General features: G+C 67.8%; 11 protein-coding genes. 5 read left to right on the top strand and 6 right to left on the bottom strand.

Going from position 1 to position 14,284, the window contains the following annotated elements; all coding sequences use genetic code 11:
- Positions 1-36: 36 nt before the first annotated feature.
- The 4 genes from nhaA to ACFQ4G_RS15410 form a co-directional block, all read right to left on the bottom strand.
- Positions 37-1,236 (bottom strand): Na+/H+ antiporter NhaA, encoded by a 1,200-nt coding sequence (gene nhaA, locus ACFQ4G_RS15425; RefSeq protein ID WP_238205692.1) that lies wholly within the window; start codon positions 1,234-1,236, stop codon positions 37-39.
- A 141-nt stretch (positions 1,237-1,377) separates the two neighbouring features.
- Entirely contained in the window at positions 1,378-1,890 is a 513-nt protein-coding gene (locus tag ACFQ4G_RS15420) for an ureidoglycolate lyase (protein WP_238205690.1), read from the bottom strand.
- The gene (locus ACFQ4G_RS15415) at positions 1,887-2,726 is read right to left on the bottom strand and encodes a bifunctional allantoicase/(S)-ureidoglycine aminohydrolase (protein WP_238205688.1); all 840 of its coding nucleotides are present in this window, start codon (positions 2,724-2,726) and stop codon (positions 1,887-1,889) included. Before ACFQ4G_RS15415 ends, ACFQ4G_RS15420 begins: the two co-directional genes overlap by 4 nt.
- 118 nt (positions 2,727-2,844) lie before the next feature.
- Positions 2,845-4,155, bottom strand: coding sequence for a dicarboxylate/amino acid:cation symporter (locus ACFQ4G_RS15410; RefSeq protein WP_238205687.1), 1,311 nt, complete (start codon positions 4,153-4,155; stop codon positions 2,845-2,847).
- A gap of 205 nt (positions 4,156-4,360) precedes the next feature.
- On the opposite strand from ACFQ4G_RS15410, the gene ACFQ4G_RS15405 reads away from it, so the two are divergent.
- A complete protein-coding gene (locus ACFQ4G_RS15405; RefSeq protein ID WP_238205685.1) occupies positions 4,361-5,260 on the top strand; it encodes a LysR family transcriptional regulator in 900 nt (299 codons plus the stop codon).
- 47 nt (positions 5,261-5,307) lie between these two features.
- Here the strand turns inward: ACFQ4G_RS15405 and ACFQ4G_RS15400 are convergent, their stop codons facing one another.
- A complete protein-coding gene (locus ACFQ4G_RS15400; RefSeq protein ID WP_238205683.1) occupies positions 5,308-7,992 on the bottom strand; it encodes an MGH1-like glycoside hydrolase domain-containing protein in 2,685 nt (894 codons plus the stop codon).
- A gap of 350 nt (positions 7,993-8,342) precedes the next feature.
- On the opposite strand from ACFQ4G_RS15400, the gene ACFQ4G_RS15395 reads away from it, so the two are divergent.
- Positions 8,343-9,746 carry a phosphatase PAP2 family protein gene (locus ACFQ4G_RS15395; protein WP_238205785.1) on the top strand — a complete coding sequence of 468 codons (1,404 nt, stop codon included), beginning with the start codon at positions 8,343-8,345 and terminating at the stop codon, positions 9,744-9,746.
- Between the two features lie 50 nt (positions 9,747-9,796).
- On the opposite strand, the gene ACFQ4G_RS15390 is transcribed toward ACFQ4G_RS15395, so the two are convergent.
- Positions 9,797-9,940, bottom strand: a complete 144-nt coding sequence (locus ACFQ4G_RS15390) for a hypothetical protein (protein WP_238205681.1) — start codon at positions 9,938-9,940, stop codon at positions 9,797-9,799.
- A gap of 188 nt (positions 9,941-10,128) precedes the next feature.
- On the opposite strand from ACFQ4G_RS15390, the gene ACFQ4G_RS15385 reads away from it, so the two are divergent.
- From ACFQ4G_RS15385 to ACFQ4G_RS15375, 3 genes are all read left to right on the top strand, one after another.
- Positions 10,129-10,278 (top strand): hypothetical protein, encoded by a 150-nt coding sequence (locus ACFQ4G_RS15385; RefSeq protein ID WP_238205679.1) that lies wholly within the window; start codon positions 10,129-10,131, stop codon positions 10,276-10,278.
- Positions 10,279-10,421: 143 nt separating this feature from the next.
- Positions 10,422-12,827 carry a PAS domain S-box protein gene (locus ACFQ4G_RS15380; RefSeq protein WP_238205677.1) on the top strand — a complete coding sequence of 802 codons (2,406 nt, stop codon included), beginning with the start codon at positions 10,422-10,424 and terminating at the stop codon, positions 12,825-12,827.
- Positions 12,828-13,076: 249 nt separating this feature from the next.
- On the top strand, positions 13,077-14,234 hold the full coding sequence (locus ACFQ4G_RS15375; RefSeq protein ID WP_238205675.1) for a Gfo/Idh/MocA family protein: 1,158 nt from the start codon (positions 13,077-13,079) through the stop codon (positions 14,232-14,234).
- Positions 14,235-14,284: the final 50 nt, after the last annotated feature.

Genomic DNA, 14,284 nt, shown 5'->3' with positions numbered 1-14,284 from the left:
TGTTGCCATGGCCGGTGCCCCCACAGAGGCGTGACGTCACGGGGCGGGGCGCGTCTCCCGAACCGGCCGGGGCGCGAACATCAGGACGAGGGCGCCGGCGATCATGCAGATCACCGATCCGACGAGCACGCCGATCTTGGTCTCGGTCTCGAGGTCTGGATTGTCCGCGAAGGCGAGCAGGCCGATGAACAGGCTCATGGTGAAGCCGACGCCGCAGACCAGCGACAGGCCGTAGATCTGCCACCAGCCGGCATGGGCGGGGCGCTGGGCGAGACCGAGTTTCACGGCGGCGAACACGGCGCCGAACACGCCGATCTGCTTGCCGGCGAACAGGCCGAGCGCCACGCCGAGGGTCACTGGGTCGAGGAGCATCCGCAGCGACATGCCGCCGAGCGCGACGCCGGCATTGGCGAATCCGAAGATCGGAAGGACGAGATAGGCCGACCAGGGATGGATCGCATGTTCCAGCCTGTGCAGCGGCGAGGCCGGATCGTCGGGTCTGGCCGGGCTGGTCCGCAGCGGAATGGTCAGGGCGAGCAGCACCCCCGCGATGGTGGCGTGGATGCCGGATTTCAGCACGAGGAACCACAGGACCGCACCGAGGACGAGGTAGGGCGTCAGCCGGGTGACGCCGGCTCTGTTGAGGCCGGACAGGATCGCGACGGTGAGGGCCGCCCCCGCCAGCATCGGCAGGGAGAGGTCGGCGGTGTAGAAGACCGCGATGACGAGGACCGCGCCGAGATCGTCGATGATGGCGAGCGCGGTGAGGAACACCTTGAGCGAGACCGGAACGCGCGATCCGAGCAGGGCGAGGACGCCGAGCGCGAAGGCGATGTCGGTGGCGGTGGGAATCGCCCAGCCGCGCAGGGTCTCGGGCGAGGAGCGGTTGACCAGGACATAGATCAGGGCCGGGACGACCATGCCGCCGAGCGCCGCGACGCCCGGCAGGATTCGATCCGGCCAGGTGCGCAGCCGCCCGTCGAGCACCTCGCGCTTGATCTCCAGGCCGACCAGCAGGAAGAACACGGCCATTAGGCCATCATTGACCCAGTGCAGGACGGAGAGGCCGCCGATATAGGCCTTCAAAAGGGCGAAATAGCCCGGCGCGAGCGGCGAGTTGGCGACGATCAGGGCGAGGACGGCACTCGCCATCAGGACCAACCCGCCACCGGCGTCGCTCTTGAGCGCGTTGCGCAGGGCGGAGAGGGGGCGACGGGTGGGAGAGGTGTCGAGCATGGCTCACGCCTGCCAGCGATCGCGGACGAGGGCAACCGCTCGTGAGCCAGGGTGTCGGAGCGTTCGGGAATTCCTCCGGCGGCCATGCGAGAGACGCGAAGGCCGGATGGCGGCGAACGGCGGCGCCTTTCCGAGGACGACCTATCTCGCGAGCATCTCCGGCAGCGCGACGGTCCAGGGCTCGTCGAACCTGACCTCCTCGAGATTCACGCCCCCTCCGCCGCGATCGATCACCAGGAATTCCTGCGGAGCGCCGAAGGGAGCCAGCACGCCGTGCCAGATGCCGAGATCGTAGCAGATCCCCTGGCCCGGTGCCGTGACGAAGGCCTGCGGCGGGCCCGGTCTCCCACCGTCATCGGGGCAGACCACGACGAGGAACGGGGCGGTGTTCAACGGCACGAAAGCCTGTGCGCCGAGGGGGTGACGCTCGACCAGGCCCACACTCAACGGGAGGGAATAGGGCTGGGCCTCCACGAGCCCGATCACCACCCGCGCATCCTCGCCGATGGCGCGGATCTCCGCCACGTCGTGGAAGCGCCGCGCCATCCCGGCATTCATGGAGCGCGGATCAATGCCCGCCTTGTCGATGATTCTGCCGAACGGCGCGAAGGCGTCGGCGGTGAGGGCCCGCGCGACGATGTGGCGGCCGGTCATCTGGCGACCCTGTGGAAGGTGAGGGAGGGGTGGCGATTGACGTTCTTGTAGAGCAGGTAGCGGAACGGACCGGGGCCACCCGCGTAGCAGGCCTGCGGGCAGAAGGCGCGCAGCCACATGAAATCCCCGGCCTCCACTTCCACCCAGTCGCGGTTGAGCCGGTAGACCGCCTTGCCCTCGAGGACGAAGAGTCCGTGCTCCATCACGTGGGTCTCCTCGAACGGGATCGAGGCGCCGGGCTGGAGGGTCACGATGTTGACGTGCATGTCGTGGCGGACATCGTCCGGCGCGACGAAGCGTGTCGTGGCCCAGACGCCGTTCGTGTCCTTCATGGCGAGGGGATCGACCTCGGAATCGTGGCTGACGAAGGCTGGCGGGACATCGATGCCGGGGACCGGTTCGTAGGTCTTGCGGATCCAGTGGAAACGCGCGGGCTCGGCGCCGCGGTTTCGCAACGTCCAGGCACAGCCGGATGGGAGGTAGGCATAGCTGCCGGGTCGCAGATCGTGCGTGGTGCCATCGAGGACCAGAGCGGCATGGCCGCCGACCACGAACAGGACGCCCTCGGCTCGGGCGTCGGGTTCCGGGCGGTCGCTGCCGCCGCCGGGCGCGACCTCCATCAGGTACTGGGCGAAGGTCTCCGAGAAGCCGGAGAGCGGCCGGGACAGGATCCAGGCCCGGGTCCCGTCCCAGAACGGCAGCACGCTGGTGACGATGTCGCTCATCACGCCCTTCGGGATGACGGCGTAGGCTTCCGTGAACACGGCCCGGCCGGTCATCAGGGCCGTCTGGGGCGGCAGCCCCCCGCAGGGCGGGTTGTAGGAAGAGGCGGTCATGGGCTCGTCTCCGGCATCTCGTTCGTGGCCTTGCGGCACTCGGCGCGGCGGCGAAGCGCGGATCGTGCCGGGGGCCGGGTTCGGCTCAGCATATCGGGCCCCGGCGCGCGGCGCGCCGTCAGGCCGGGCGATTCTCCGCGACGGGCATGGCGAGCACCGAAGCCGTGTCGGTGGTGATGTCGCCGTTCAGCACGCGGTGGGCCTGCGCGCGGTCGATGTCGCCCTCCCAGGCGGCGACGACCACGGTCGCCACGCAATTGCCGATGAGGTTGCCCAGCGCCCGGGCGATGCCGACGAACCAGTCGATGGACAGCACCAGCACCAGTCCGATCACCGGGATTTCCGGCACCGCCGACAGGGTCGCCGCCAGGACGACGATGGCCGATCCGGGGATGCCGTGCGCGCCCTTGGAGGTCAGGAGAGCGATCCCGAGGATCAGCAGCAGGTGTCCGAAGGACAGGGGCGTGTTGGTCGCCTGGGCGATGAACACGGTGGCGAGGGTCAGGTAGAGGGAGAAGGCGTCGAGGTTGAACGAGTAGCCGGTGGGTATCACGAGGCCGACGGTGGAATCGCGGATGCCGAGGCGTTCGAGCTTGCGCATCACCTGCGGCAGGACGCTGTCGGAGGAGGCCGTCCCCGCGACCACGAGGAGTTCCTCGCGCAGATAGGCCAGCAGCTTCAGGATGCTGAAGCCGGCGGCGCGCAGGATCGTGCCCAGCACGACGAAGACGAAGAAGGCGACGCCGGCATAGAACAGGACGACCAGCATCCCGAGTTGCCGGAGGGAGCCGATCCCGTACTTGCCGACGGTGAAGGCCACGGCGCCGAGAACGCCGAGGGGCGCCAGCCGCACGATGAAACCGATGATCTTGAACAGGACCGCCGTGATCCGCTCGATGCTCTGCGCCAGGGGCTGACCGTGTTCCCCGAGCAGGGACAGGCCCGAGCCGAACAGGACCGCGATGATGAGGACCTGGAGGATGTCGCCCTTGGCGAAGGCGTCGACGATGGTGGTCGGGATGATCTTCATCAGGAAGTCGACGGTGCCGGTGACCTGCCCGACACGGTCGGTGTAGCCGGCGATGGCCTTGGCATCGAGGGTGGCCGGATCGACGTTCATTCCGGCGCCGGGCGCGAAGACGTAGGCGAGCACGATGCCGAGGACCAGGGCCAGCGTCGTGACGGCCTCGAAGTAGATCAGGGCCTTGAGACCGACCCGGCCCACCTTGCGCAGGTCACCCGCGCCGACGATGCCGTGGACGACGACGCCGAAGACGAGGGGCGCGATCGCCATCTTGATCAGCTTGATGAACGCGTCGCCCAGGGGCTTGAGGGAGACGGCGAAATCCGGCCACGCCATCCCGAGACCGATGCCGAGGACGAGGGCCGTGATCACCTGACCGAACAGGGACGCAAAAAAGCCGCGCATGCGAACCTACCTCCGACGTTAAAGGCCGTTCTTCGCCCCGCGTGCCCGGCCCTGGTGCATCGGAAGGTCGGCCGCTGCAAAGGATGCGACCTGCACGATGCGCGCCATGCCGCCGACCATCGCGGGACGCACCATTGTGCGCCCCGATGCAGGCGTCAAATATATATTTCATCGCCATTAAGACATGCTGCATATGAATGGTGCCATGGAACTCCGTCACCTACGGTACTTCGTGGCCGTCGCAGAACATCTCAGCTTTACTGCAGCGGCGAAAGCTCTTGGCGTGGCCCAGCCGCCCCTGAGTCAGCAGATCCGCGACCTGGAGGGCGAGATCGGAACGCCCCTGTTCGAGCGGACCACCCGTCGCGTCTCGCTCACGCAGGCGGGCCGGGACTTTTTCGTCAGGGCCAAGGCCGTTCTCCACGGCGCGCACGACGCCGCCGAACGGGCTCACGCCATCGGTCGTGGCAGCATCGGTATCCTCAATGTCGGCCTGACCGGATCGATGCTCGCCGGACCGCTCGGCAGGCTCATCCATGATTTCCAGGGCACGTTCCCCGGCGTCGACATCCAGATCCACGAGATGTCGCCGGACAGGCAGATCGCCGCGCTGAAATCGGGGCAGACGGACATCAACTTCCTCCGCACGCCGCCGGAGGACCCGGATCTCGTCAGCGAATTGGCGTGGAAGGAGGGGATCAAGGTCGTCCTGCCGGCCGGACACGCCATCGTCACGGACACGGTCACGCTGAGCCAGCTGGCGGAGGAGAATTTCGTCTTCCTGCGGTTGCGCGACTCGCTCTTCGCCCGGCACATCCTGCAATGCTGCATCGGCAGCGGGTTCTCGCCGAGAATCTCACAGCAGGCCGTCGAGGCGGCCTCGCTGACCAGCCTCGTGGCTGCAGGGTTCGGCGTCGCCCTGATCCCCGAATTCGTCTCGAAGCTGGCTCACCCGAAAGTCAGATACCGGCCCGTCGTGTCCTCCTGCCTGTCTGCGGATGTCCATGCCCTGTACCATCACGGATCAGGACCGATCGCGCAGAACTTCCTCGCCAGGATGAGAAGCGGCGCGGAAGACCTGGCGGCACAGTTGAGACTGGAGTGACGTCGCCGGTTCGCGGACGGACCCGAAGGTCGGCCTCCCGCATCGGCCTATCCCTCCGCTCCGGTCCCATCCAGGTCCGTTCGCTGCGCCCGCTGATGCAGCAGGTTGAGGATCAGCGCCGTCCAGCCGGTCTGGTGCGAGGCGCCGAGGCCGCGGCCGGTATCGCCGTCGAAGAACTCGTGGAACAGCAGGGCCTCCTCGGCGCCGGGCGCAGACGCGATCGGTTCGCGTGTCCCGAAGGCCGGTCGCCGCCCGTCCTCGCCCTTGGCGAAGAGGGCGATCAGGCGGTCGGTGAGGGCGTCGGCGATGGCGTCGAGGGTGAGGAACGTCCCCGATCCCGTCGGATATTCCACGATGAAATCGTCACCGTAATAGGAGTGGAAGCGCCGCAGCGCCTCCACGACGAGATAATTGACCGGCATCCAGACAGGGCCGCGCCAGTTCGAGTTGCCGCCGAACATGTTCGAGGTCGAATCGGCCGGGTCGTAGCGCACCGTGAAGGCGTCGCCGAACCCGTTGAGGGAATAGGGCCGTTCGAGATGCGCCTTCGACAGGGAGCGCACGCCATGGGCCGAGAGGAACTCGGCCTCGTCGAGCATGCGCCGCAGCAAGGCCTTCATCCGGTGTCCGCGCAGCAGCGACAGGAGCTTGCGGTCGCCGACACCGCCCTCGTCCCAGCGCGAGACGAGACAGGCGAGGTGGGGGCGGTTCTCGAGGAGCCAGTTCAGGCGGCGGGCGAAATCCGGCAGGCGCTGGAGCACCGAGGGCTCGATCACCTCCACCGCGAAGAGCGGCACCAGCCCGACGACGGAGCGGACGCGCAGGGGCAGCATCCCGCCGCCCGGAATGTCGACCTCGTCGTAGTAGAACTCGTCCTCCTCGTCCCACAGGCCGAACCCCTCGCCGCCCATATCGGTCATCGCCTCGGCGATGAGCAGGAAATGCTCGAAGAACTTCGAGGCGGTGCTCTCGTAGACGTCGTTGTGGAGCGCGAGCTCTAGGGCGATGCGCATCATGTTGAGCGAGTACATCGCCATCCAGGCGGTGCCGTCGGCCTGGTGGATGCGGCCGAAGCCGGGGGGCGGGCGTGACCGGTCGAACACGCCGACATTGTCGAGCCCGAGGAAGCCGCCCTGGAAGACGTTGCGGCCGTCCGCATCCTTCCGGTTCACCCACCAGGTGAAGTTGATGAGGAGCTTGTGGAACACGCCTTCCAGGAAGGCGAGATCGCCGCGTCCGCCGCGCCGGTCGCGGTCGATCTCGAACACCCGGTAGGTGGCCCAGGCATGGACCGGCGGGTTGGCGTCGCCGAACTCCCATTCATAGGCCGGCAGCTGGCCGTTCGGGTGCATGTACCATTCGCGGGTGAGGAGCAGCAGCTGCTTCTTGGCGAAATCCGGGTCCAGCAGCGCCAGCGGGATGCAGTGGAAGGCGAGGTCCCAGGCCGCGAACCAGGGATATTCCCATTTGTCGGGCATGGAGAGCACGTCGGACCCGGCGAAGTGGCGCCAATGGACGTTGCGTCCGCCGTCCCGCTCGCGCGGAGGAGCGGGCTGGAGCGGATCGCCCTTCAGCCAGAGCCGCACGTCGAAGCAGTAGAGCTGCTTCGACCAGATCAGGCCGGCGGCGGCTTGCCTAAAGATCGTGCGGGAATCCGCATCCGCGATACCGTCCTGCAGGGCGTCGTAGAACGCATCCGCCTCGGCGATGCGGCGCAGCAGGATGGCGCCCTCGCGGTCGACCGGGCGGGGCCGCGCGCCCGCCGACAGCCGCAGGCTGACCCGCCTCGATTCCCCGGGCTCCAGACGGAACGTGTAATGCAGGCCGAGCTTGGTCCCGGCATCTCTCCGCACGGCGGATTCGTCGCCGCCGACGATCGCGGCATGGAGCCCGTCCTTGAACGGGCCGGCGGCATCCGGCTGCCAGCCGTGCAGGCGGAGATTGGTGTCGTTCTCGCAGAAAAGCACCTCCGGCTCGCCATCGAAGGAGAGGCGGTAGCGACCGAGGCGCGGATGCTCGCAGGCGATGCTTCCATCGATCTGGACCGCCATCTTCGGACGCGATTCGGGCGATCCCTCGCGCCACGACCAGATGTTGCGGAACCAGAGCTGCGGCACGAGGCGCAGATCGGCCGCCTCCGGACCACGGTTGGTCGCCGTGATCACCGCGTGGATGTCGTCGATATCCTCCTTGGCGTATTCCACGGTGACGTCGAAGAAGCGGTCCTCGGCGAAGGCGCCCGTCTCCTCGATCTCGTATTCCGGCTGATCGCGGCCGCGGCGCAGCCCCTCGCGGACGAGATCGTCGTAGGGATAGGCGGCCTGCGGATAGCGATAGAGGAACTTGAGGTAGGCGTGGCTCGGGGTCGCGTCGAGGTAGTGATAGACCTCCTTGACGTCCTCGCCGTGGTTGCCCTCCTCGTTGGTCAGGCCGAACAGGCGCTCCTTGAGGATGTGGTCGCGGCCGTTCCACAGGGCGAGCGACAGGCACATCTGCCCACGCTCGTCGCAGATCCCGGCCAGGCCGTCCTCGCCCCAGCGATAGGCGCGCGAGCGTGCCTCCTCGTGAGGCAGCGAGCGCCAGGCATTGCCGTCGCGACTGTAATCCTCGCGCACCGTCCCCCATTGGCGCTCGGCGAGATACGGCCCCCACAGCGACCATGCGCGCTCGCCGCGCGCCTGCTCGGCGATGCGGCGTCGCTCCGCCCAGGCGTCGAGTTCGCTCACGCCCATGTCCCTCGTGCGAGACCGGGCGGGACGGCCTCGGTTCGGTAAGCGGACACATGAAGCCCCGAGGGGCAAGGGGGCGTGCGTTGGGGCACGTGAAGCGGCGGATGGACGGTCATCGGTCCCGATGGCTTTGGCTCAGTCGGGGCGGAGATGCACCATCGGCGCCAAGCTCGGAGTCGGGCGCGCACCCGGCCTCGGGAAACGACCCGCCGAGGGTTCATGCGGACGTCACGGATTGGTGCTCTTGACCATGAGCGATGGCGGCGGCCGGGGGATCACTCTGCTAGCCTCCGCCGCCACGCCAACAGCCTGATTCCGGTGCCATGAGCGAAACCATCATGAGCCACGCCACCATGACCCACGCCATCAAGCTCGGGCTCATCGCCCTCTGCACCCTCGCCCCCGCCCACGCCCTGGCGCAATCGGCGACGAACCTCGCGGCCCTGCGCGGGCTGGCGCCGGTGAGCGCTTTGGCGGCGACGCCGGAGGGCAAGGCGGCGCTGGCCGCGAACCTGACGGTGACCGGCGACATCCAGACGGGGCGGCATAGCCAGCCGCTCCTGCTGCCCTTCGCCGAGCAGCAGCAGCTCGCCCTGCGCGACTGTTTCATCACCGACGGCAATGCGGCCGAACTCGCCGACGGTCTCGGCACGTCGCTGGGAGACGCCTACCAGGCCAAGGCCCGCTACGAGGATTCCAAGACCTTCACCAACGTCTCGGGCGGCCTCGCCAGGCTGATCGGCTACACCAACAACATCACGAAGTCGGATTCGAATGCCGGGAAATACTTCTTCGCCAACGCGACGACGAACGGCGAAAAGCCCGCCTCCGAGGCAGCCCGCGCGATCTTCGACGCGATCGGCGGCACGACCGATGTCTTCGGCAAGGCCTATGGCCGCCCTGCCGGAACGCCGGGTGCCGACGCCTTCGGCAATTCCCGCCCGTTCCAGACCGAGCCGACCTTGCTCTCGTACCGGGGCCAGGACTACTTCGGCGCCGCCTCGCACAGCATGGACTGGCTGCGCGGGCCGAAACAGAACCTGAGCGACAGCCCGTCCTATCCGAGCGGCCACACCACCTACGGCTACACGGAATCGCTGCTCCTCGCCCTGCTGGTCCCGGAGCGCTACCAACAGATGATCGCGCGCGGGGCCGAGTACGGCAACAACCGGATCGTGGTCGGTGCCCATTACGCCATGGACGTGCTCGGCGGCCGTGCCGTCGCGCTCCACGCCGTCGCCCACCTCCTCGCCAACGACCCCGCCTATGTCGGACAGACCCGCGCGAACCCGGCCATCGACAACGAGATGAGCCGGGCCACGGACACCGCAGTGACCATCACGGACTATCCGGAGGCCTTGAAGGTGGCGCGCGCGGAACTCCAGGCCTTCCTCCGCGAGCGTTGTGGCGACACGGTCGCCGCCTGCGCCGCCGCAGACCGGAGCCGGTTCAAGGATCCCGCTGCCAACGCGGCGATGTACGCCTCCACCCAGACCTACGGCCTGCCGGTGGTGCATCCGGCCCGGTCGGGCCAGACGGTGGATGTCGGGCAGGCCGCGCCGGAAGCCGGATATCTCCTCACGGTCGCCTTCCCGGCACTGACCCTCGCCGAGGCCAACGACATCCTGACCGCCACCCTCGGTCCGGCGGGCGGCTTCCTCGATGACGGCTCGGCCTTCGGCCTGTATTCCCGCCTCGACCTCTACGCGGCCGCGGGCAAGGCGGCGTCTTTCGCAGCGAGCCGGACAGCGCGATAGGCGACCCTTCGGCGACCTACGGAAATCGCGTCGGCGGGTATCGAGAGCGATCACCCGGAAACGCGCTTGACCATATGGACGATGCGGGCGTGGCCGGCTTCCGCGTCGGGGTTCCGCAATTCGCGCATTCCCGGAGCACGGCCCGTGGTCAGAAAGACCAGAACGGTCAGCGCCAGGACGATCTTGGAGGCCATTGCCCTCGTTCCTCGTTGGGGAGGCGAGGGCTCTACGTCCGGGCGGGCACCGACGAGCTGCGCCGGCGCACAGACGACCGGACCGGCCCCGGCAAGCGCGCCGACATGGTGAACGAAGGGTTTGACGGGCGACTTTCCGCGGCGTCGTTCAGGCTTTCTTAGCCACGCCGTCGGAGTGTTGGGATCACTTGCGTGCCGCGAGGACCCCGTTCGTGCTCGACCTCATCTTCTACACCAGTGCCTCGATCTGTGCCGTGAGCTGCCTGGCGCTCGCGGCCCTCCGCCAGCCATCCGTCACCCATCCGCGCGTCGAGTGGGACGAGGACGTCCGCGGCTGATCGCGCCGATCGATCCGCGACCTCGAACATCCATGCGGTCGGTGCTCTCCCGCGCCCGATCCGGGTCAGGGAGCCGACCGTCATCTCGCCCGTTGAAAGCCACGAAGCCCGAATGAGCGCGGGGGCGAATGGGAACGGGCGGCATGGAGGACGACATCGATCGGCTGCGGCGGCGCGCGGATGATCTCGAAGTCGAGATCTCCCGGCTGAGAGCCGAGATCGCCTCCGGCATCCATTCGCCGCGTGCGGGCCAGCGGACCTCGGCGGCGGGGTCCGAACTGCTGTTCACGGCGGCGGAAAAGACCCGCATGCCGCAGATCATCACCGACCCGAACCTGCCCGACAATCCGATCGTCTTCGCCAACCGTGCCTTCCTCGATCTGTGCGGCTATTCCGCAGAGGAACTCGTCGGGCGCAATTGCCGCTTCCTGCAGGGGCCGGCGACCGACCCCGCCGACGTGGCGCGCCTTCGCGATTCCATCGCGGCGCGGCGCGACGTGGTGGTGGAGATCGTCAACTATCACCGGGACGGGTCGCCGTTCCGCAACGAGCTCTACGTCAGCCCGGTCTTCGATGCCGACGGGCACCTGCGCTACTTCTTCGGCAGTCAGCTCGACGTCACGCGCTTTCGCACGGAGGAAGGCAAGCTCGCCGAGAGCGAGGCGCGATACCGGACCCTGTTCGATGCCATCGATGCCGGGTTCTGCATCGTGGAGATGCGTTTCAATACGGCCGGGCGCCCCATCGATTATCGCTTCGTCGAGGTCAATCCGGCCTTCGAGCGCCAGTCCGGCCTCGGTGACGTGGAAGGCCGCTGGATCAGCGACGTCCTTCCCGACATCGAGCCGCGCTGGCTTGAGACCTACGGCGACGTCGCCCTGACCGGCAATCCGGTCCGGTTCGAGAGTGGGGCGGTGGCCCTCGGCCGCTGGTTCGACGTCCACGCCCTGCGCATCGGGGAGCCGGTGCAGCGTCGCGTCGCGATTCTGTTCAACGACATCACCGACCGGCGCGAGGCCGAGACCGTGCTGAGGACCACGGCCCGCGAACGGACCACCGAGCGCGACCTCGTCTGGCGTGCGAGCCGCGATCTCCTCGTGATCTGCGGGTTCGACGGGCGTTACCGCGCGGTCAATCCGGCATGGACCGAGATGCTCGGCTGGCCGGCCGACGCGCTGATCGGCGCGCGGTTCGACGCGTTCGTCCATCCCGACGACCGGGAAGCGGCCGACAATGCGATGAAGGTGCTGCTCGGCGGGGCGGTCCTCGACAATCTCGACATCCGGCAGAGAGCCGCGGATGGCAGCGAACGCTGGATCTCCTGGAACGCGATCCCGCAGGGAGATCACTTCTACGCGGCCGGCCGCGACGTGACCGAGCGCAAGGCCCTGGAAGAGCAGCTTCGCCAATCCCAGAAGCTCGAAGCCGTGGGCCAGCTCACCGGCGGCGTCGCGCACGACTTCAACAACCTGTTGACCGTGATCCGCTCGTCCACCGACCTCCTGCGCCGGCCCGACCTCCCGGAGGAACGCCGCCGCCGCTACGTCGACGCCATCTCCGACACGGTGACGCGGGCGGCCAAGCTCACCGGCCAGCTCCTGGCCTTCGCCCGGCGCCAATCCCTGTCGCCCGAGGTCTTCGACGTCGCCAAGAGCGTGGCCTCGGTGGCCGACATGGTGGGCACGCTCACCGGCGCACGCATCCGGGTCGAGACCCAGATCGACACCGGCCGCGACGCTGCGGGGCAGCCGCTCTCCTGTCTCATCGACGCCGATCCGAGCCAGTTCGACACCGCGCTCGTCAACATGGTCGTCAATGCCCGCGACGCCATGGACGGGGAGGGCAGGCTGACGATCCGCGTCCGTCGCGCCTCGATCATCCCGGCCGTCCGGGCCCATCCTCGCATCCGGGGCGATTTCGTCGCTGTCTCGGTCTCCGATACGGGCACCGGCATGGCGCCCGAGATGCTCGACCGGATCTTCGAGCCGTTCTTCACCACCAAGGGTGTCGGTCAGGGCACCGGCCTCGGCCTGTCCCAGGTCTTCGGCTTCGCCAAGCAATCGGGCGGCGAGGTCGTGGTCGAGAGCCATCTCGGCCAGGGGACGACCTTCACCCTCTATCTCCCGCGCGCGCCGGGCGAGGCCGTCGCGGCCGAGCCGGTGCAGGAGCCGCCGCCGCTGGCCGAGAGCCACGGCACCCGCGTCCTGGTGGTGGAGGACAACGCCGAAGTCGGCGCCTTCGCGACCCAGGCCCTGCAGGAGCTCGGCTACATCACGCATTGGGTGACGGATGCGCAGCGAGCCCTCGACACGCTGGCCTCCAACCCCACCGGGTTCGAGGTGGTCTTCTCCGATGTCGTGATGCCGGGGATGAACGGCATCGCGCTCGGCCATGCGATCGGGCGTCGATGGCCTGCTTTGCCCGTCGTGCTCACCTCCGGCTACAGTCACGTCCTCGCCGAGGAAGGAAGCCACGGCTTCGAGCTGCTGCGTAAACCCTATTCGGTGGCCGACCTGTCGCGCATCCTTCGGCTCGCCGTTCCGCGCTGAGGCACAAACCGGTCTCGGATGGCCGCGACCGGCCGACGCGGAAACCTTAGCTGCAGTGCAACGTTGCCCCGGCATGGATATCGGCGAGCGGTGAACCGCGCCGTCAGGCCGGGCCGGTCGCGTCCGCGCAGCCCGTCATCGCCGTTCCGCCCGGCCGCTGGGCTTCCCGGTCTTCGACGCTCCCGACATGCGCCGCCGCCGACCGTTGAACCCAGCCGCCCGACACGCATCACTCAAACGGACATCCGCATGAGCATCGCCTCCACCCTCGGCCTGACATCCTCCAGGAAGGTCCGCTACGCCTTCGTCGCCCTCGGCGACATCACTCAGGAAGCGATGCTGCCGGGCGTGAAGCACACCGGCAATTCCGAGATCGTCGCCTTCGTCACCGGCGACCCGGAGAAGGCGCGCGGCGTCGGCGAGCAATACGGCGTCACCGATTCCTACAGCTACGAGCAGTTCGGTGACTTGCTCGCGTCGGGCACGATCGACGCGATCTACCTCGCCACGCCGAACTGGCGCCATGCCGAGTTCGCGATACCCGCGCTGAAGGCCGGCATCCACGTCCTGGTCGAGAAGCCGCTGGAGATCTCGGTCGAGAAGTCCAACGAGATCATCGCGGCGCAGAAGGCGTCCGGTGCCAAGCTGATGGTGGCCTACAGGCTGCATTTCGAGCCCTGCACCCTCGCGACGATCGATCTGATCCGTGCCGGCGATCTCGGCGAACTCCTGACGTTTTCGTCGACCTTCACCCAGATGGTCTCGCCCGAGAACCATCGGGCGAAGAACGGCATCGAGGCCGGCCCGATCTTCGATATGGGGCCATATCCCATCAACGCCGCCCGCTATGTCTTCGGCGACGAGCCGACGGAGGTGGTCTCGGCGGTGGGTACCCGCCACCCGCAGGCCGGCCTCGGCGGTTTCGACGATACCGTCGCCGTGACCCTGCGCTTCCCGAAAGACCGCCTCGCCCAGTTCGTGATCTCGTATTACGGCAACACCCTGGACAGCTACACGGTGGTCGGCACCAAGGGCAGTGTCGAGGTCAATCCCGGCTACATGTACGGCAAGCCGCTGGAGCGCATCCTCACCATCGGCGAGGACAAGAGACACGACAGCTTCAAGAACACCGACCATTTCGGCGGCGAGCTCAAATATTTCTCCGACTGCATCCTCGACGATCATGAGCCCGAGCCGGATAGCGAGGAAGGCTATGCCGATCTGCGCGTGATCGAGGGCATCGTCCGCGCCCTGGAGACCGGCACCTCGCAGGTCCTGGAACCGTTCAGCCGCGCGAAGCGCATCGACACGAAAGCGCAGGAGCAGACGCTCACGGCACAAAAATCGCCGAAGCTGATCAACACCGCGAACCCCGGCAAGGGCAAGGATAAGGTTCCTCTGAACTAACGCTCAGCGCCGGGACCGTCCCTTTCCGTGTTTCGATCCCGCATCTCTCG

Origin of the sequence: Methylobacterium marchantiae (assembly GCF_042679825.1) — a bacterium.
Classification (GTDB): Bacteria; Pseudomonadota; Alphaproteobacteria; order Rhizobiales; family Beijerinckiaceae; genus Methylobacterium; species Methylobacterium marchantiae.
The sequence above is the reverse complement of the archived record's forward strand: the minus strand, read 5'-3'. Positions and strand labels throughout refer to the sequence as shown.